This window comes from Rhizobium tropici CIAT 899 (assembly GCF_000330885.1).
GTDB classification, from domain to species: Bacteria; Pseudomonadota; Alphaproteobacteria; order Rhizobiales; family Rhizobiaceae; genus Rhizobium; species Rhizobium tropici.
Genome location: NC_020059.1, coordinates 1355916 through 1375173 on the forward strand (window position 1 = coordinate 1355916; position 19258 = coordinate 1375173).

At 58.3% G+C, this 19258-nt stretch carries 20 protein-coding genes; 9 read left to right on the plus strand and 11 right to left on the minus strand.

Annotated features, from left to right (window positions below; genetic code table 11):
* Positions 1-10: 10 nt before the first annotated feature.
* The 10 genes from RTCIAT899_RS06590 to RTCIAT899_RS06635 all read right to left on the minus strand — a co-directional run bounded on the left by RTCIAT899_RS06590 (position 11) and on the right by RTCIAT899_RS06635 (position 8413).
* Positions 11-1321, minus strand: coding sequence for a tlde1 domain-containing protein (locus RTCIAT899_RS06590; RefSeq protein ID WP_015339459.1), 1311 nt, complete (start codon positions 1319-1321; stop codon positions 11-13).
* 417 nt (positions 1322-1738) lie between these two features.
* Positions 1739-2671, minus strand: a complete 933-nt coding sequence (gene argC, locus RTCIAT899_RS06595) for an N-acetyl-gamma-glutamyl-phosphate reductase (RefSeq protein ID WP_015339460.1) — start codon at positions 2669-2671, stop codon at positions 1739-1741.
* A gap of 136 nt (positions 2672-2807) precedes the next feature.
* Entirely contained in the window at positions 2808-3761 is a 954-nt protein-coding gene (gene speB, locus RTCIAT899_RS06600; protein ID WP_015339461.1) for an agmatinase, read from the minus strand.
* On the minus strand, positions 3742-4119 hold the full coding sequence (locus RTCIAT899_RS06605; protein ID WP_015339462.1) for an antibiotic biosynthesis monooxygenase family protein: 378 nt from the start codon (positions 4117-4119) through the stop codon (positions 3742-3744). Before RTCIAT899_RS06605 ends, speB begins: the two co-directional genes overlap by 20 nt.
* A gap of 66 nt (positions 4120-4185) precedes the next feature.
* The gene (locus RTCIAT899_RS06610; protein WP_041677343.1) at positions 4186-4449 is read right to left on the minus strand and encodes a hypothetical protein; all 264 of its coding nucleotides are present in this window, start codon (positions 4447-4449) and stop codon (positions 4186-4188) included.
* Between the two features lie 157 nt (positions 4450-4606).
* Positions 4607-5041 (minus strand): IS200/IS605 family transposase, encoded by a 435-nt coding sequence (tnpA, locus tag RTCIAT899_RS06615; RefSeq protein WP_015339464.1) that lies wholly within the window; start codon positions 5039-5041, stop codon positions 4607-4609.
* Between the two features lie 171 nt (positions 5042-5212).
* Complete coding sequence (rpsI, locus tag RTCIAT899_RS06620) at positions 5213-5683, minus strand: 30S ribosomal protein S9 (RefSeq protein WP_015339465.1); 471 nt, start codon at positions 5681-5683, stop codon at positions 5213-5215.
* Positions 5684-5685: 2 nt separating this feature from the next.
* Entirely contained in the window at positions 5686-6150 is a 465-nt protein-coding gene (gene rplM, locus RTCIAT899_RS06625) for a 50S ribosomal protein L13 (protein ID WP_004122374.1), read from the minus strand.
* A gap of 237 nt (positions 6151-6387) precedes the next feature.
* Complete coding sequence (locus tag RTCIAT899_RS06630) at positions 6388-7224, minus strand: EamA family transporter (RefSeq protein ID WP_015339466.1); 837 nt, start codon at positions 7222-7224, stop codon at positions 6388-6390.
* An 862-nt stretch (positions 7225-8086) separates the two neighbouring features.
* Positions 8087-8413: a hypothetical protein gene (locus RTCIAT899_RS06635; protein WP_015339468.1), complete on the minus strand. Its 327-nt coding sequence runs from the start codon at positions 8411-8413 to the stop codon at positions 8087-8089.
* A gap of 109 nt (positions 8414-8522) precedes the next feature.
* Here RTCIAT899_RS06635 and RTCIAT899_RS06640 point away from each other — a divergent pair, with 109 nt between their 5' ends.
* The 7 genes from RTCIAT899_RS06640 (at position 8523) to pstB (ending at position 14956) form a co-directional block, all read left to right on the plus strand.
* Positions 8523-8951 carry a CoA-binding protein gene (locus tag RTCIAT899_RS06640; protein ID WP_015339469.1) on the plus strand — a complete coding sequence of 143 codons (429 nt, stop codon included), beginning with the start codon at positions 8523-8525 and terminating at the stop codon, positions 8949-8951.
* Positions 8952-9119: 168 nt separating this feature from the next.
* Positions 9120-10403, plus strand: a complete 1284-nt coding sequence (locus RTCIAT899_RS06645; RefSeq protein WP_015339470.1) for an O-acetylhomoserine aminocarboxypropyltransferase — start codon at positions 9120-9122, stop codon at positions 10401-10403.
* 145 nt (positions 10404-10548) lie between these two features.
* Positions 10549-10893: a cupin domain-containing protein gene (locus RTCIAT899_RS06650; RefSeq protein WP_015339471.1), complete on the plus strand. Its 345-nt coding sequence runs from the start codon at positions 10549-10551 to the stop codon at positions 10891-10893.
* A gap of 264 nt (positions 10894-11157) precedes the next feature.
* The gene (gene pstS, locus RTCIAT899_RS06655) at positions 11158-12183 is read left to right on the plus strand and encodes a phosphate ABC transporter substrate-binding protein PstS (protein ID WP_015339472.1); all 1026 of its coding nucleotides are present in this window, start codon (positions 11158-11160) and stop codon (positions 12181-12183) included.
* A 76-nt stretch (positions 12184-12259) separates the two neighbouring features.
* On the plus strand, positions 12260-13231 hold the full coding sequence (gene pstC / locus RTCIAT899_RS06660) for a phosphate ABC transporter permease subunit PstC (RefSeq protein ID WP_041677344.1): 972 nt from the start codon (positions 12260-12262) through the stop codon (positions 13229-13231).
* 10 nt (positions 13232-13241) lie between these two features.
* Positions 13242-14093, plus strand: coding sequence for a phosphate ABC transporter permease PstA (pstA, locus tag RTCIAT899_RS06665; protein WP_015339474.1), 852 nt, complete (start codon positions 13242-13244; stop codon positions 14091-14093).
* A gap of 29 nt (positions 14094-14122) precedes the next feature.
* The gene (pstB, locus tag RTCIAT899_RS06670) at positions 14123-14956 is read left to right on the plus strand and encodes a phosphate ABC transporter ATP-binding protein PstB (protein WP_081598367.1); all 834 of its coding nucleotides are present in this window, start codon (positions 14123-14125) and stop codon (positions 14954-14956) included.
* A 141-nt stretch (positions 14957-15097) separates the two neighbouring features.
* Here the strand turns inward: pstB and RTCIAT899_RS06675 are convergent, their stop codons facing one another.
* On the minus strand, positions 15098-16342 hold the full coding sequence (locus RTCIAT899_RS06675) for a GGDEF domain-containing protein (protein ID WP_210305371.1): 1245 nt from the start codon (positions 16340-16342) through the stop codon (positions 15098-15100).
* A gap of 411 nt (positions 16343-16753) precedes the next feature.
* On the opposite strand from RTCIAT899_RS06675, the gene clpP reads away from it, so the two are divergent.
* Both clpP and clpX read left to right on the plus strand, forming a co-directional pair.
* Positions 16754-17386: an ATP-dependent Clp endopeptidase proteolytic subunit ClpP gene (gene clpP / locus RTCIAT899_RS06680; protein WP_015339477.1), complete on the plus strand. Its 633-nt coding sequence runs from the start codon at positions 16754-16756 to the stop codon at positions 17384-17386.
* A gap of 297 nt (positions 17387-17683) precedes the next feature.
* Positions 17684-18961, plus strand: a complete 1278-nt coding sequence (clpX, locus tag RTCIAT899_RS06685; RefSeq protein WP_015339478.1) for an ATP-dependent Clp protease ATP-binding subunit ClpX — start codon at positions 17684-17686, stop codon at positions 18959-18961.
* The last annotated feature ends 297 nt before the right edge of the window (positions 18962-19258 follow it).

A 19258-nucleotide genomic window follows, 5' to 3' on the forward strand; every position in this document is an offset into this window, starting at 1 on the left:
TCAAATCCCTTTAGCGTGCGGAAGCGACACTTGCTGCCGAAGACATCCGCGAGACGACTTTCAGCCGCTTGATTTCCCCACGCCGGAAGGCGGCGAGGAAGCGATTGTAATCCTTGAAGACTACGCAGCCGTTCGATTCGGCACGGCCGCCTCTGAGCATGTATGTGTGAGCCAGCAGGCCGTCGCGGCCGTAAACGCGAGCGCCGCCTGAGGGTGTCAGGCGCAGCGCCTGCACGCCGTGAAACAGGCTTTCCCGGTAGGTCAGGTTATAAGTTTCCGGCGGCGTCGGGCCGGTGTTTTTGCGATCGACATAGCGGGGATTGTCACGCATGTGGCCGAGGCCGGAATGGGCTTCGAGACGCTCGCCGCTCGGCAGGTAAACTGTCTTCGCCTCGATATCGTAGATCGCCGTGCCTGGTCCGGGGCTGATGGCGGCAAACGGATTAATGAAGGGCTTCGTCTTGCGAACCGAGCTGTCATCCGGATCGGCATAGGCCATCATGCGCGATGGCGGTTGCGTGGTTGTTTCGTTGTCCGTTGCCCTGGCGATGGCGCTTGTGGCGCTGGCGCGTTGCACGGGCGTTTCGCGGGCAGGACGCGTCATGGGAATGACGTTCAGCACGGCTTCCGCCACCGCAATGTCGGCGTCTTTCGCAGGCACCGGCTTTGCTTCCGCTATGGCGGGCAGGCTGGCCTCAGGAGCCGCGGAAGCAACCGCCACCGGCTCCTCCGTGGTTTTCAGCGGGCCTGCGGCCGGCATCAGGGCGGCTGCATATTTTGCCTGACTCAGCGATTGCACTGCGGTTGCGAAATTGATCGCGATCACCTTGCGCAGATGGTCAATCGTCTCAGGCGAAGCCGCGGCTACTTCGAGACGGCCGCTCTTGATGCTTGCGGCCGCAATCTGAGCCTGCTTCATATCCGACGTCTGCTGTGCGAGTGCGTATGCGAGTTGCGCACGAACCGCATCCGTCCTGCCAGCTTTCGTTTGAACCTCTGCAGCCGCGACGTTGCCGAAGCGGCTTTGCCCGTGCAGCGAAGTGGTTTGGCTCGCGTAGCGGGCAGGGTGGGCCACGTGGCTCTGCGGAACGATGAAGGCCGATGCTCGCGGCGCCAGGAAGCTGTCGGTCGATGTCGCCGCGCCGGGAAGCGACAGCACCATCGATTGCGTCGTCATCAGCGTCGCAGTGACCCAGGCAAACGCCGCGACTGCGACGCCGGTGGCCAGAGTGCCGGGACGGATGCTGAGGGATTTTTTCGATCGCGAGGCGTAGCCGGAGCGCGAATTGAAGTTACCGAACGTTTCGGTCACGAACGCCATGATACTCGTTATCCAAACTACACAGACACTGAACCGGTTCAAGAACGCACACGTGCCCTAACGCGAAAATCGCGTTCGGTCGCCAACTTGCCGGCTGTCTGGAAGCATGCCGAATTATGGTAACCAATTCCTTTACGATGGCTCATTCTTGGATATTCATTGAAAAAAGGGAAAGTTTTTAACGTCCCGCCTATTCGGGCAAGCAAAGCCGTTAAAGAGCAAATCCGGCCGACAATTGGTCGCAAGCTCAACGGTTGTTCACTTTTCCGTGTAGGTTCCGCTAATTTAGGGCAACGGCAAAAATAAGGCCGAGTACGACAGCGGAGCTTAAATTGCGCAAAACTGCATTTGACGTGAAAAGGCCCGGCCTGAATAAACAGGCCGGGCCTATCGAATTTCAATCCGCGTTGGACTGAGCTACGCGCTCAGCATCAGATCCATGTTCTGTACGGCTGCACCCGATGCGCCCTTGCCGAGATTGTCGAGCAGGGCAACGAGATTGACCTGCGCTCCACCCGGCGTGCCGAAGACGAAGAGCTTCATCGTGTCCTTGCCGGCGAGCTCGACGGCGTTGATGCGGGGCAGGGCGCGGCTCTCATCGAGCGAAACGACCTGAACGATATCCTGACCGGCGTAATGCTCGACGAGTGCTGCATGAATGCTTTCCAGCGTCGCGCCTTCCGCAAGATCGCCGAGATGCAGCGGCACCTGCACGATCATGCCCTGAGGGAAGCGGCCGACGGAGGGCGAGAAGATCGGCGCTCGCTCCAGCAGGCCGTGGGTCGTCATCTCGGGCACATGCTTGTGGGTCAGCGGCAGGCCGTAGAGGAAATGCGGCGCGGTGATCGCATCGGGATGATCGGAATTTTCCATCTGGGCGATCATCTGCTTGCCTCCGCCGGTGTAGCCGGACACTGCATTCACCGTCACGGGATAGTCCGTCGGAAGGATGCCGGCGGCGCGCAGCGGTCGGATGACGCCGATCGCACCCGTCGGATAGCAGCCGGGATTGGCGACGAAACGCGCCGCCTTGATCTTGTTGCCCTGGTTGCCGTCCATCTCGGCAAAGCCATAGGCCCAGTCTGGATGGATGCGGAAGGCCGTCGAGGTGTCGATGACGCGGACATTGTTGTTGCCCGCCACCATATTCACCGCTTCCTTCGACGCATCGTCGGGCAGGCAGAGGATGGCAATATCGGCGCTATTCAGCATGTCCTCGCGCATGGCGGCATTGCGGCGTTCGGCTTCGGGAATGGACAGCAGCTCGACATCGCGGCGGTCGGCCATGCGCGTGCGGATCTGCAAGCCCGTGGTTCCGTGTTCGCCATCAATGAAGATCTTCGGTGCCATCTTATTCCTGCTCTTTCAATAGGTTGAGAGTGTTTCCGGACTCAGTTTTCTATACAGTTGATTCAATTTCATAACGGTCTTTGCCGAAGCGACAGGGTGATTTTCGAAAACCGTCACCCCTACCTGAAATCATGTCTCAGCGACCGCTCGCACGTCGTTCGGCGTGGAGACCGAGCATATACATCGCCACGGTCGCCCCCGCAATGGCGGTGATGTCGGCGTGGTCGTAGGCGGGGGAGACTTCCACGACGTCGGCACCCCGGATATCCAGCTGATGCAGCCGCTGCAGCACCGACAGGATCTTGGCGCTGGAAGGGCCTCCGGCGACCGGCGTTCCCGTGCCCGGAGCAAACGCCGGATCGAGGCAATCTATATCGAAGGTCAGGTAAGTCGGCGCGCCTTTGGTATGCGAGATGATCGTCGAAGCGATGTCGCCGGCGCTCATGTCCTCGACCTGATGGCCATAGAGGATCTGGATACCAAAATCGTCGGGCGCATGCGTGCGGATGCCGATCTGGATGGAGCGGTCGGGATCGATCAGCCCGTCGCGTACGGCGCGTGCGACGAAGGATCCGTGGTCGATACGCCTGCCGTCGTCGTACCAGGTATCCTGATGAGCATCGAACTGCACCAGTGCAAGCGGCCCGTGCTTGGCGGCATGCGCCTTCAACAGCGGCCATGTGACGAAATGATCGCCGCCGAGCGTCAGCAGGAAGGCACCGCTCTCGAGGATCGTCGCCGCCTGTCTTTCGATTGCCGCGGGCGTATCCTGATGATTGCCGTAATCGAGCAGACAGTCGCCATAATCGATGACGGCCATCTCGGCGAAGAGATCGCGGTTGAATGGATATTGCGGATCGTTGTCGAAGATCGCCGAGGCACGCCTGATCGCCTGCGGCCCGAAGCGCGTTCCCGGCCGGTTCGAGGTGGCGGCATCGAAGGGGATGCCCCAGACCACGGCGTCGGCGCCTTCGAGCGATTTGGTGAAGCGGCGGCGCATGAAGGAGAGCGCGCCGGCAAAGGTCGGATCGCTGGCAGCCGAGGTCAGACTTGCCGCGGTGAAGGCATGGTCAATCGATGTGCTCGGCAAGGGCCTCTCCTTTACTTGCATGAAAGTTGTAGGCCCGTTCTATCCTGCCTACGCGCACCTTGTATTCTTCGTACCAGCGCTCGCGGCCGAGTTTCTGCGCGGCCAGATGCGACACGACATTCTTCCACGCGAGGATGCTTTCCTCGTCACGCCAGAAGGAGTTGGTGATGCCGAAGCCGCCAGGCTCCCTGACACTCTCAATCCCAAGAAAGCCGTCCTGTGCCTTTGCCAGTTCTTCCATGCGGTCGCCCATAGAACCATAGCCGTTGTCGCCTTCGGTGCGGAGCGACGCGAATGTGACGATGTAATAGGGCGGCTCGGGAGTGGCGGCGAAACGCGATGAAGTACTCTTGCTCATGGTGTTTCTCCGGAGAGCGGTCAAATCTCGAAATTCGGGCTGGAATCGTAAACTAAGATCCGACGACTATTTGCCCGATCGAGCGGTGCATTGATACGCCTTTTTCACGCAGGCGATCTGCGGCGTCGAGCAATTTGCCTGTCCATCGGTCACGACACAATAGGAGCAGCTGTCGTTGAACTCGCGACAGTCCGCGTTTGCCTGGAGAAAATCCTTCATGCTTTGCATGTCCACGACCTTGTCGGCTGGGGGAGTTGGCTGGGCATCGTCGCATAGAGCCGGTGATGCTAGGCCGATCAAGAATGGAAGCGAAAAGATGAGGCTGCGCATTGAATTCCCCCGATGCCTGTAGGGGGACTTTGCCATAAAAAGCATTCCCTGCCTTGGCAAATCTGCACCATTTCAATGCAGCAAAAGTCATGACCTCCACCAGAGGTGGAGGTTTGAAACGCTGCGCTTGAACCGCTAGAAGCGGTATTGTTAGCGCTTAGTAGCTACGATTGAAGAGGTCGGCAAAGTCGGAAGCTTTGTCGGCCTTTTCCTGATGACGGATATATTGTCTGACGACCTGCTCATTGTAGCCCGTCGTCGATACGAAATACCCGCGCGCCCAAAAGTGATAACCTTTGTAGCGGCGCTTGCGCGCATATTTGTTCGCTACGTAAAGGGCCGTCTTACCCTTCAAGAAGCCGACAATATGCGAAACCGAGTATTTCGGCGGGATCGATATCAACATATGCACATGGTCGGGCATCAGATGACCCTCCTCGATCTGGCAGCCTTTCTGCTGTGCCAGCCGACGTAAGAGTTCTCCCAACTCACGCCGCACGTCCCCGTAGAGTCTCTTCGTGCGGTATTTGCTGCCAAAAACAACGTGATACTTGCAGTCCCACGTCGCATGCGAGAGCGTTTGCTCATCCATATAACCTCCTTGTTCGAAGTCTGGGCCACGCCAGCGGTTCAAGCAGGAGGTCTCTTAACTACCGTGTAGAACTCGTCCAGTCCTCCACCGTAGGTGGAGGTTTATTTATGGATATAAGAAAAAGGCCGGGGAAACCCCGGCCTTTCCGATAATCCGATCTCGGATAAGCGATTAACGCTTGGAGAACTGGAAGGAACGACGTGCCTTTGCACGGCCGTACTTCTTACGTTCGACAACGCGGCTGTCGCGGGTCAGGAAGCCACCCTTCTTCAGCACCGAGCGCAGGCCCGGCTCGAAGTAGGTGATTGCCTTGGAAAGACCGTGACGAACGGCACCGGCCTGGCCGGAAAGACCGCCGCCGGCGACGGTTGCGATGATGTCGAACTGGCCGTCACGGGCAGCAGCGACGATCGGCTGACGCAGGATCATCTGCAGCACCGGACGGGCGAAGTAAGCCGTGTAGTCCTTGCCGTTGACGATGATCTTGCCAGAGCCGGCCTTGACCCAAACGCGGGCGACGGCGTCCTTGCGCTTGCCGGTCGCGTAGGAGCGGCCGAGCGAGTCAACCTTGCGGACGTGAGCCGGAGCAGCAGCTGCTTCCGAAGTCGTGCCGAGGTCCTTCAGGGAGGAGAGGTCAGCCATTATCAGGCGCTCCTTACGTTCTTCTTGTTCAGCTTGGCGACGTCGAGGACGACTGGCTGCTGAGCTTCGTGGGGATGGTTGGAGCCGGCGTAGACGCGCAGGTTCTTCATCTGGCGACGGCCGAGCGGGCCGCGGGGAACCATGCGCTCGACGGCCTTCTCAACGACGCGCTCCGGGAAGCGACCTTCGATGATCTGGCGAGCCGTACGCTCCTTGATGCCGCCGGCATAACCGGTGTGCCAGTAGTAAACCTTGTCTTCGTACTTCTTGCCGGTGAAGACGACCTTGTCGGCATTGATGACGATGACGTTGTCGCCGTCGTCGACGTGCGGCGTGAAGGTAGCCTTATGCTTGCCGCGCAGACGCATTGCGATGATAGAAGCGAGACGGCCAACGACAAGCCCTTCGGCGTCGATGAGAACCCACTTCTTCTCCACCTCTGCAGGCTTCTGGGAGAAGGTTGCCATGTTGCATACTCTCTTTTAGGACCCTTGGCCCGAAGGCGTCTGGGCGTTTCTTGTTGCTTGATTTGGCACGCATGGATGCACGCCAAAAAGAAAGCAGCCCGGAAAGGCTGCGATCCGAGGAGGCTTATAGATCGATTAAGAGCCAGGGTCAATATCGCCCGATTGGCGGTCCGTAAAAATTATGAAGTAAAATCAATATGTTGCTTATGTGGTAAAGTGGAACCACATAATTTATCGTCAGCCCAGCCGCAAAACCAGCACTCCGCCAGCAATAATGGCGCCGGCAATATAGCGCCAGATGCTGGATCGTTCCTTCAAAATGACGACGGATATCACCAAAGCGAAGAGGATCGAGGTCTCGCGCAAGGCGGCGACCATGGCGACCGGCGCCTTCGTCATCGCCCACAATGCCAACCCGTAGGAAGCGATCGAGCCGCCTCCGCCAATAAGCCCGCGCCACCAATTATAGCGGACGTGGGCGACGACGGCATTGAGGCCGCGTTGCGATATAGCCCAGGCGAATAGGAGGATGGGCGGCAGGAGCGCCATCCATAGAGTATAGGATACCGAATTGCCCGACGCCCGCGCACCGATGCCGTCGACATAGGTGTAGGTCGCGATAACAACGGCATTGGCAAGGGCCAGGACGATCGCCCGGCGGCTGCCCTTTCGGGCCTCGAAGGCAAGCGTCAATATGCCGGCGCAGATGGTCATGGTTCCGATCAATGCGCCGCCCGAAAGAGTTTCCCTCAGGATGAAACTGCTTGTCGAGACGATGATGAGGGGTGCTACACCGCGCATCAGCGGATAGACAAGCCCGATATCGCCGGCACGATAGGCTGCCGCCACAAGCTGGAAATAGGCAAATTGCAGGATGGCCGAAGCGCCGATGAAAGGCCAGGCGGCGGAGGCCGGCAAAGGCAGAAATGGCAACAGGGGAAGGGCCGCAGCCGCGCCGCCTGCCGAGACCAGTGCCGCATCGAGCGATTTATCGGTTCCCGCCTTGATGATCGCGTTCCAGGTCGCATGCAGCAGGGCGCCGAAAAGGACGAGCGCGATAACGTCGAGAGACACGGGAAACCTCGCGATTTGGCAGGCGCATGGCAGCGCTTGGCATTTTGTGGGAATGCGGCCTCCATATGATCCGCAATACATCGAAAAGCAACGAAATATCGGCAACTTTGAAGGCTTCTTCCACCCGCGGTGATCGATAGCCGGCACCGAGAGTCGCGTTCTCGTTGTGTTCTTTATCGTTCGCGTTGATATTATAAATAACTAATTTATTAGAGTATGAAGCGCGAACAAATATCGCATGTCCTGTGAACGCGGGAGTAGCATTAGACACTTCTTACTTAAAAACGACAGCGCGCGTCGGGCGGTCGCGCCGCTACTTATCGTCAGCAACAAGGGCGTTCGCCATAAAATTGTTGTTTTGTTGTCAATACAACCAAAAATTTCCCTGGGGGAGAATGGATAATTCTACAGCAGTTGAAAAATATTACAGTTAACAGCTTCCGCCGCCAATCAGAGCCGATAAAAATCATCTATATCCAAGTATAGGATCGAGAAGCGGGCAATTTTCTACATATATCATTGCGCGAGTTCGAAAAATATTCTGTGGAGAACTTATGAAGCAGGGAGATGTTCCATGTTCTCAATTGGTTCTGATGTGAATTCATTATTCATGCGTATTTTCTAAATTACATGTGAATAAATAGAGAACAAAGATTGCATTTCCTGAGAACGCAACTTTCCGGGCGCACAAAAGTGACTAAAAGCGCTTTGAAGAATGACCTCCGGACAGCCTCACAGAAAATATGAGGGTGCCTATAGTGCCGAAAGCGCACAATGCTGATTGCAATCATGGATTGTGATCGATGCTCATCGCGACGAACGCATGAATCCGTCCACCACATCCCGTTCGGGCGTACTTCGATCAGCGCCGGAAGATCAAATCGTCGTCATCCAGATCGGTCGTCGGCCGGCATATATAAACCGGGCACGAGGCTCGATCTTTGGTGGGCAGATAGTCCTGATAGGCATAAAAGCCCTGGTCGCACGCTCCGCTGTCGGCGACATAGCGATCATAGAGCGTCATCTTCGGCGTTCTCTTGGCAGGATAGCGCATAATGACCGCGCGCTCCCGGTTGATGACAGCCCTCGCTTCGGCGCAGGTCATGGACATGGAATTGTAGCGCGAGATAGCCAGGGCTGGCGTTGCGACCGACGTAACGAGCAGGCCCAGCAAGATGATTTTTTTCATCTGAGTAATCCTCCCTGAAGTTGCTATAATATACTATACGCAGAGACCGCCATTGCGGTTTCCGTATTTATGGCAAAACGCAAGTGTGATCGGAGCGGGAGGCTTCGTGATGAACCACGACAGTTATGACGATTCCTATATAGCCGATATCCTTTTGTCGGTGAGGACCATCGCGCTCGTCGGCGCTTCGCCCAATCCCGCGCGCCCGAGCAACGGTGTGATGGCCTATCTTCTGAACAGGGGCTATCGGGTCATCCCCATCAATCCCGGACAGGCCGGCAAGGAAATTCTGGGGCAATGGGTCTATGCGCGTCTCGCCGATATCCCCGAGCCCGTGGATATGGTCGATGTTTTTCGGGCGCCCGAATATCTCCGATCGGTCGTAGAGGAGACGATCATGATCGAGCCGCGGCCGCCGGTCATCTGGGGGCAACTCGGCGTGCGTGACGACGCCGCCGCGGCACGAGCGGAGGCGGCGGGCGTAAGGGTCGTGATGGATCGTTGCCCGGCCATCGAATATCCGCGCCTGGTCGCCTGATCGAGATCACAGGGGATCGACGGCATCCGACCGTTTATCGCGCGATCTCACCGAAAGATGGCAAGTTTTTTCCGCGAGCCGAAAAGCACCGCAAAGTTCGCGGTTAACTTTCGTATGCCAGGCGTTATGCTTTTCCCGTTACGAACAAAATCCGGCGGGAGGAAAGATATGCCAGCAAGCAACCCAGGTTTCGACACGCTTGCAATCCATGCCGGCGCGCAGCCGGATCCGGCGACAGGCGCGCGCGCGACGCCGATCTACCAGACGACATCCTTCGTCTTTCAGGACGCGGATCATGCAGCCGCTCTGTTCGGATTGCAGCAGTTCGGCAATATCTATACCCGCATCATGAACCCGACCCAGGCCGTGCTGGAGGAGCGGGTGGCTGCCCTCGAAGGTGGCACTGCGGCTCTGGCCGTCGCCTCCGGTCATGCAGCGCAGCTCCTCATCTTCCATGCAATCATGCAGCCGGGTGACAATTTCGTCGCGGCCAAACGGCTTTATGGAGGCTCGGTCAATCAGTTCGGGCAATCCTTCAAGAGTTTCGATTGGCGGGTCCGCTGGGCCGATTCCGCGGATCCTGTGACCTTCGAAGCGCAAATCGACAGTCGCACCCGCGCCGTCTTTATCGAAAGCCTTGCCAATCCCGGCGGCACCTTTGTCGATATCGCCGCCATCGCCGCCATCGCGCACAAGCATGGCCTGCCGCTGATCGTCGACAATACCCTGGCGAGCCCCTATCTCATCCGACCGCTGGAGCATGGTGCCGATATCGTCGTGCATTCCCTAACGAAGTTCCTCGGCGGCCATGGCAATTCCATGGGCGGCATCATCGTCGATGGCGGCACTTTCGACTGGTCCGCCTCGGGTAATTATCCAATGCTGTCTTCACCGCGTCCGGAATATAACGGCATCGTGCTGCATGCGACCTTCGGCAATTTCGCTTTCGCCATTGCGTGCCGCGTGCTGGGCCTGCGCGATCTCGGACCGGCCATCTCGCCGTTCAATGCCTTTCTGATCCTGACGGGCATCGAAACGCTTCCGCTGCGGATGCAGCGCCATTCCGACAATGCGGCTGCCGTTGCGCGCTGGCTGAAGGGGCAGGAGAAGGTGGCATGGGTCAATTATGCCGGCCTTGAGGACGATCCCAACCACGCGCTGCAGCAGCGCTACTCGCCGAAGGGCGCAGGCTCCGTCTTCACCTTTGGTCTGAAGGGGGGATATGAAGCCGGCAAGGGGCTGGTCGAAGGCCTGCAGCTGTTCTCGCATCTTGCCAATATCGGCGACACGCGCTCGCTCGTCATCCATCCTGCTTCGACCACGCACAAGCAGCTGAGCGACGAACAGAAGGTCGCAGCCGGCGCCGGCCCGGATGTGGTGCGCCTCTCCGTCGGTATCGAGGACGTCAAGGATATCATCGCCGATCTGGAGCAGGCGCTGGCGAAAGTCTGAGGACGGCACCGGCAGGAAGCCGAAAAAGCCGCAGGGGTTCTTTGATCCCGGCGAATTTCATGTTTGTCTCGGTCCGCGCCCACCAGCATGGTGGCCACCGCGGACATTTTTTAATGTGGCGAAACGTGACCGACGGGGGATCTGAGTGGCAGGCTATGTGCAACTGAATGTCGATGACGTTGAGCCCGAGCTCGGAGCGCCCGCCGCCGATCGCCTCATTTCGGGAGCCCCGACCTTCCGAACCTGGAGCCTCGATGAGGCTGATGGCGGCCTCTATGCCGGTATCTGGGAAGCAACCCCAGGCAAATGGAGGATCGTCTATGACGAATGGGAATATTTCCATATCCTCTCCGGCTATTCTATCGTGACGAGTGAGGATGGCGAGACCTTCCATCTGCGCGCAGGCGACCGCCTTATCTTGAGGCCGGGCTTCAAGGGGACCTGGGAAGTTATTGAAACGACTCGCAAGGATTACGTGATCCGTCTCTGACGATGCTCTTGAATCAGGACATGAAGTTCACGTTCGTGCGCTCTTTGGCGCAGCTCGTTTGACGCCGTTCCGCAATGGCGGCGATGATTGCCGCAGGTTGTGTCACTACCGCTTCATTAAACTGTCATCAAACTGAAACAATGCGTCTTTAGAGCCAAGTCTGTCGCCGGGAGACTTCGGGCGGGGAGGTTCGTTTACCATGGGCAACCTCACGTCGATCTTCTGCTCGCCATCCTTTCATTCACTTGAGGAAGTGAGTCTACTATGCTTAACCTGAAACTCCGTTCGCTTTGCCTGACTGCAGGCCTCATCGCGGCTATGTCCGCTTCGGCCTCCGCTGCCGACATCACGGGCGCTGGCTCGAGCTTCATTGCACCGGTTCTGTCCAAGTGGGCCGAAGGCTACAAGGCTGCGACGAACAACGTCGTCAATTACCAGTCGGTCGGTTCGGGCGCCGGCATCAAGCAGCTCCTCGACAAGACCATCGTATTCGGCGCTTCGGACAAGCCGATGAGCGACGCCGACCTCGAGAAGAACGGCATTGCCCAGTTCCCGATGATCTCCGGCGGTATCGTCGTTTCCTATAACGTCGAAGGCGTAAAGCCGGGCGAACTCGTTCTTGACGGCAAGACGCTGGCCGACATCTTCCTCGGCAAGATCGCCAAGTGGGACGATGCAGCCATCAAGGCTCTCAATCCGGACGTGAAGCTGCCGTCCACGGCGATCTCGGTCGTTTACCGCGCCGACAGCTCGGGCACGACCTTCAACTTCACCGACTACCTGGCGAAGGTTTCGCCGGAGTGGAAGGAAAAGGTTGGCTCGAACACGGCTGTTGAATGGCCGGTCGGCTTCGGCGCCAAGGGCTCGGAAGGCGTTTCCACCACCGTCAACCAGACGGCTGGCTCGATCTCCTACGTTGAATATTCCTACGTCGTCGCCAACCACATCGGCTTTGCGAAGATGAAGAATGCTGCCGGCAAGGTTATCGAGCCGAGCCTGGAAACCTTCAAGGCTGCCGCCTCCAACGCCGATTGGGCCAAGGCCAAGAACTTCAACCTGATCATCACCAATCAGCCGGGCGAAAAGAGCTGGCCGATTGCAGCTTCCACCTGGGTTCTGCTCTACAAGAAGCCGGCTGATGCTGCTAAGAACGAAGAAGCACTGAAGTTCTTCAAGTGGTCCTATGAGCATGGCCAGAAGGACGCGACCGCGCTGTCTTATCTTGCGGTTCCGGACAATGTTGTCGAGATCGTCGAGAAGTCTTGGAAGACGGACTTCGGCACGAAGTAATTTGTGCTAGGCGAAAAAGTTGCGGCGGACAGGGTATTTCCCTGTCCGCCTTTCGTGACAGGACAAGGGGAAATCGATGGCTGACGCGACTCAGATGGCTGGCTTCCAGGCTGTGAATACCTCCGCCGCGACCAGAAAATTCCGGATACAGGATCGGATTTTCTATTTGATGACGCTTGGCTCGGCTATTCTTGTCGTGCTTCTGCTGCTGGCAATCCTCGTGGTTCTTGTCATCGATGCCTTACCCACATTTCAGACCTTTGGCTTGTCGTTCCTTTGGGGCACCAAGTGGAGCGCGCCGGCCGATATTTATGGCGCCGTCCCTGCGGTGGTCGGCACACTCGTAAGTTCGTTCATCGCCATGTTGATTGCCATTCCCCTGGGCATCGGCATCGCCATCTTCCTCACGGAACTTTGCCCCGGCAGCCTGCGCCGTCCGATCAGCACGGCCATCGAGCTTCTGGCGGGCGTTCCCTCCATCATCTATGGCATCGTCGGCCTGTTCATTCTCGTGCCGCTGATGCAGAACAATGTCCTGCCTTTCCTGATGGCGACTGTCGGCCAGGTGCCGGTGATCGGCCTGCTGTTCCAGCCGCCGGCGCCGGGCGTCGGCCTGCTGACGGCAAGCCTCGTGCTCGCCGTCATGATCCTGCCGTTCATCACCGCGATCTCCCGCGACGTGTTCAGCACAGTGCCGCCGATGCTGCGCGAATCCGCCTACGGCATGGGCATGACCACATGGGAAGTGGCTCGCCACATCCTGATTCCCTATACACGCCGCGGCCTCGTCGGCGGCATCATGCTCGGCCTCGGCCGCGCGCTCGGCGAAACCATGGCCGTCACCTTCGTTATTGGCTCGGTGAGCCGTCTGCAATCGTCGATCATCTCGCCGTCCACCACCATTTCCGCCCAGATCGCGAACAATTTCGGCGATGCCGACGGTCTGCAATTGTCGAGCCTGATTGCGCTCGGCCTGCTCCTGTTCGTCCTTTCCTTCTGCGTGCTTGCGCTGGCGAGGTGGATGATCGGCCGCGGCGACTCGCACTGAGGAAAAAACCATGGACAATGCAATTCGTCAGAACCTCGTGTCGAGGCGTTATGGGAAGAACCGGGTGATGATGGTCTTGTGCTTCATCGCGGCCGTCCTCGGCATCTTCTTTCTCAGCGTGATCCTTGCGACCCTGCTTTATCGCGGCATATCGGCGCTCAGCCTCGACGTGTTCACCATGTCGATCCCGGCCCAGGGCTCGCGCGGCGGTCTGATCAACGCGATCTACGGCACCGTGCTGGTCACGGGTCTCGCGATCGTGATCGCCGCGCCGATCGGTATTCTTGCCGCCACCTATCTTGTGGAATATGCCAACGGCAGCAAACTTGCCGAGGCTGCCAAGTTCCTCAACGACATCTTGCTGTCCGCACCCTCGATCATCATCGGCGTGTTCGTCTACGGCGCGGTGGTCGTGCCCATGCATGGCAACTCCGCTATCGCCGGCATCCTTGCGCTGGCGCTGATCGCGCTTCCGGTCGTCAACCGCACGACGCAGGACATGCTGTTGCTGGTGCCAAACGCGCTTCGTGAGGCGACCGCAGCGCTCGGCGCGCCACGCTGGAAATCCATGATGATGGTGGTTTACCGTTCCGCCTGGACCGGCATCCTCACCGGCATCCTGCTGGCCGTCGCCCGCATCAGCGGCGAAACCGCGCCCTTGCTCTTTACGGCCGGTTACAGCAAATTCATGAATACAGACCTGACTGGTCCGATCGCCACGCTGCCGGTTGCGATCAATACGCTCGCCGCCGATGCCGGTGAGGATCTCAAACAACTTGCCTGGGCCGGCGCGCTGATTATCACCGTTGCCATCCTTGCGCTTAACATCCTTGCCCGTGTCTTGAGTGGGCGCCGCCAGTGACGCAGCCGCCGAACGATAGGAATGAGACCATGAACATGAGCGACAGCAATTTCCAGAGCGTCAACGCACAACCGGGGAAGGATGCTGCTTCCCAGTCGGATCTCGGTCTGGCGAAACTTGAGGTGAAGAACCTCGATTTCACCTATCAGAACGGCCATCGCGTTCTGAAGAGCGTGAATATGAACATCCGCAAGAATGCGGTCACCGCCTTTATCGGCCCTTCGGGCTGCGGCAAGTCCACGTTGCTGCGCACCTTCAACCGCATGTATGACCTTTATCCGGGTCAGACGGTTGCGGGCGAGATTCTGCTGGATGGCCGCAATATCCTCACCAAGGACGTCGATCTGAACGATCTGCGCGCCAAGGTCGGCATGGTGTTCCAGAAGCCGACGCCGTTCCCCATGTCGATCTATGAGAACGTCGCTTTCGGCATCCGCCTCTATGAGAAGGTCTCCAAGTCGGAAATGGACGCCCGCGTCGAAGCGGCGCTGACGGAAACGGCGCTGTGGAGCGAAGTCAAGGACAAGCTGCACCAGAGCGGACTTGGCCTTTCCGGTGGGCAGCAGCAGCGCCTCTGCATCGCTCGCGCCATCGCCATTCGCCCTGAAGTCCTGCTGCTCGATGAACCGACCTCGGCTCTGGATCCGATCTCGACCGCCAAGGTCGAAGAACTCGTGTCGCAGCTGAAGGGCGACTTCACCATCGTTATCGTCACGCACAATATGCAGCAGGCGAGCCGTATCTCCGACAGCACTGCCTTCATGTATCTTGGTGAGTTGATCGAATACGGCCAGACCGAGCAGATCTTCCAGGCGCCGAAGGTCAAGCGCACGGAAGACTACATCACCGGTCGTTACGGCTGATACGGCTGGACATTGCTGTCAAATTTGCGAAAGCGCGCTATTCAGGCGCGCTTTTTGCGTTGGGGAATGGCCGTCGTGTTGGGCGGCTATGCAATTTGGTCAAACCAAAGCCGATAGAATGGGATGCGCCGAACAAGCCGATCACATCCTCGCGAGTGTACCCATGCGCCGCAAGGCGTGGATCTGGTCGTCGAGGGTCGGCACGAGTTCGCCTTCGTCCGCTGCAAATGCGGCATCGGGCTCCCTGGCAGTCTCAGTTTCGTTGAAGAGGATGGTGCAGTTGCGGCCTGCGCGCTTGGCAGCGTAAAGCGCATGGTCTGCGAAAGAGATAAGACGATCCCAGCTGACGGTATCGTGCGGCATGATCGAAACGCCGATGCTGACGGTTGCCGGCACTAGCGTGCGGCCGGCAAGCAGCGGTACCCGGCAGAAATCAGCGCGGATGGTTTCCGCCAGCGCCTCGGCCTGCGATTGCTCGTCTATCGGAACGAAGGCGACGAATTCCTCCCCGCCCATTCTGCCAAATGCGCCGGTGCGAGGCACGAACTGACGGGCAATGCGGGCAAATTCGACGAGCACCGCATCGCCCGCCTGATGGCCATGGCGATCGTTGATCTTCTTGAAATGATCGAGATCGAACAGCAGGGCGGCAAGCTTTTGCTGTTGTTGCTGCCCCTTGCCGACGAGAATTTCGTAGCTTTCCTGAAGCCCGCGCCGGTTCAGAACTCCCGTCAGAGTATCGGTGATGGATATTGCCCGCCAGCGGCGCTCGGCGCGCTCCATGAGAAGCTTGCCGTTGAGAACGATGGCGATGATGACGAGCAGTCCATAGCCAAGCGCCATGTAGCCGCGATAGATCATGGCCTCTTCCAGTGAAGGGGCAGCAAGCACCATCCACAGAGCAGAACCGAAGCAGAAGCAGGCGAGCGCCACGAAGACGATGCCGAGTTGCCCGCGCGCCGGCTCCCGTCGGCCGTCGCCCGGATGCACGGCAAAAGCCAGCAAGGTCGCGCCGACTGCGCCCGCGAGATCATAGACGATGACGCGATTGGCGAAATTGCCGGTGACCCAGGGAAGGCTGACGCCGATCAGCCAGATGGCCGGCGGCAGGAATGCGGACCATTCCAGTCTGCGCCTGTCCAAGACGCGGAATCCGACGATCCAGGCGCTTTCGCCGAGCAGGGCTACGGCATTGCCGATCTGGATCGACCATATATCGGGGATGAGACCTCGAGCAGCCACCAACGCGAATCCCACGGCGCTGACGGTGAAACCCAGTGCCCAGATCAAATAGGCTGGGGATTTGCGATCATGCCGCCAGGCGAGAAGGAGAACGGTCGCCAGCGTTATGGCTTCCGAGCACCAGATGGTCAGGCCTGTGGTCATATTCAGCACGATCGGACGTCTCCGCTGTTTTCGGCTACCGGCGCAAACTGCGCGACGATTTCCGTGTCCGTTTCATCCTTGCCCAATAAGATGGCAAGTTCCTTAAGTGCCTTGGTAAATTTTGCCTGTGCTGAAGATGTACGTCGGCCCGATCCGGGCCTTCACGCTTCCTTCACCTTGCGATCTGGAAATATGGTGAGTTGCAGCTTGCGTGTCGCTGCAGCACCTTGGCATTCGGAGAGCCGCGGTTAGAAATGCTTTGTGAACGCTTCGCAGGTCCTTAGAGCTTTTTGACGTTATGCTTTCGGGCGTCTTGAAGTGAAGGGCAGGGACACTCTATGTAGGAGTAAAGGATTTTTACTCCGATTCCCGGCGTTTCCGTCGCCGGGACAAGTTTGATAAAGGACGCACATGAGAAATCCAGTCGATACAGCTATGGCTCTGGTGCCGATGGTTGTCGAGCAGACCAACCGCGGGGAACGGTCTTATGACATTTATTCCCGCCTGCTGAAGGAACGCATCATTTTCCTAACCGGACCGGTCGAAGACCATATGGCGACGCTGGTGTGCGCACAGCTTCTCTTCCTTGAGGCCGAAAACCCGAAGAAAGAAATCGCTCTCTATATCAATTCGCCGGGCGGCGTTGTCACTGCCGGTATGGCAATCTACGATACGATGCAGTTCATCAAGCCGGCCGTTTCGACGCTCTGCATCGGCCAGGCTGCCTCGATGGGATCGCTGCTTCTGGCCGCCGGCGACAAGGACATGCGTTTCGCAACGCCGAATTCCCGGATCATGGTTCACCAGCCTTCGGGCGGTTTCCAGGGTCAGGCTTCGGACATCGAACGCCACGCACGCGACATCATCAAGATGAAGCGCCGTCTTAATGAGGTTTACGTCAAGCATTGCGGCCGGACCTATGAAGAGGTCGAGCAGACGCTCGATCGCGACCATTTCATGTCTTCCGACGAGGCCAAGGAATGGGGTCTGATCGACAAGGTGCTGACGTCGCGTACTGAAATAGAAGGTGAAACCGCCTCGTGATTATCCACTAGGCGGTGACTTCTACGCCACAGTTCTATCCCATTTGTGATCGAATAGGGGTTTAATGTGGAGCAGAACGCGGTAATAGTACGCATTAATGCTATGTAGCGTTTTTATGACATAGCATTCGGCATTCGAAGGGGGATCGTTGCCACGCAGTTCCGGTTTGGTTGCCTGGCCTGCGTTCAGTACCCTGAAGGGCGCCGCGATCTGCAAACGAGGGGCAGGTCCGGCGGGCGCATAGAGTGGACCGCGATTTCAAGTTGGAAATTTGCGGCGTGCTGGAAGGAAAGTGATATGAGCAAAGTCAGCGGCAGCAACGGCGGCGACTCAAAGAACACGCTTTATTGTTCGTTCTGCGGTAAGAGCCAGCATGAAGTCCGGAAGTTGATTGCCGGACCGACCGTATTCATCTGCGACGAGTGCGTCGAGCTATGCATGGACATCATCCGCGAGGAAAACAAATCCTCGATGGTGAAGTCTCGTGACGGTGTTCCGACCCCGCAGGACATCATCAAGGTTCTTGACGAATACGTCATCGGCCAGCGGCAGGCGAAGAAGATCCTCTCCGTAGCCGTTCACAACCATTACAAGCGGCTCGCTCACGCATCGAAGAACGGTGACGTCGAGCTGGCGAAGTCGAACATCATGCTTGTCGGCCCGACCGGCTGCGGCAAGACCTATCTTGCCCAGACGCTCGCCCGCATCATCGACGTGCCCTTCACCATGGCCGATGCGACGACGCTGACCGAAGCAGGCTATGTCGGCGAAGACGTCGAAAACATCATCCTCAAGCTGCTGCAGGCTGCCGACTACAACGTCGAACGCGCACAGCGTGGTATCGTCTACATCGACGAAGTCGACAAGATTTCCCGCAAGTCGGACAATCCGTCGATCACGCGCGACGTCTCGGGCGAGGGCGTGCAGCAGGCACTTCTGAAGATCATGGAAGGCACGGTGGCTTCGGTTCCCCCGCAGGGCGGCCGCAAGCATCCGCAGCAGGAATTCCTGCAGGTGGACACGACCAACATCCTCTTCATTTGCGGCGGTGCGTTTGCCGGCCTCGACAAGATCATCTCCGCCCGCGGCGAGAAGACCTCGATCGGCTTCGGCGCGACCGTCAAGGCACCGGATGACCGCCGTGTCGGCGAAGTGCTGCGCGAGTTGGAGCCGGAAGATCTGGTGAAGTTCGGTCTCATCCCGGAATTCATCGGCCGTCTGCCCGTTCTGGCGACGCTGGAAGATCTGGATGCCGATGCGCTTATCCAGATCCTGTCCGAGCCGAAGAACGCGCTGGTGAAGCAGTATCAGCGCCTGTTCGAGATGGAGGATGTCGAGCTCACCTTCCACGAGGATGCCCTGCGCGAAATCGCCCGCAGGGCGATCGTCCGCAAGACGGGTGCCCGTGGTCTACGTTCCATCATGGAGAAGATCCTCCTCGATACCATGTTCGAACTACCGGCGCTGGAAGGCGTGCGCGAAGTGGTCATTTCCGAGGAAGTGGTTCGCGGCTCGGCCCGCCCGCTCTACATCTATGCCGACCGGCAGGAGGAGAAGGCCAACGCAACAGCCTGATCCATCATCCGTGATCACGAATCGGGGGCTCGTCATCGACGGGCCCCTTTCTGTTTGAAAAATCGCCCGGTTTGCTGATAAAGTCTTGGATAAGCTTAAGGGAATGCCGTCGGAACCGGTTGTGAAGAGCCCCTGCTGCGGCCATGATGGCATGATTCTGGAGCACGAGGCGGACAGGGCGCAGGCCCGGCGTTTTTCTTCGGATATTAACGTCGCCGGCAGCGTTCGAGTTGTCGGGCTTTGGTGTTTTATTGTTGCGTTCCTCCTTGCGTATATGCGGGATCGTTGCCTTCTGGC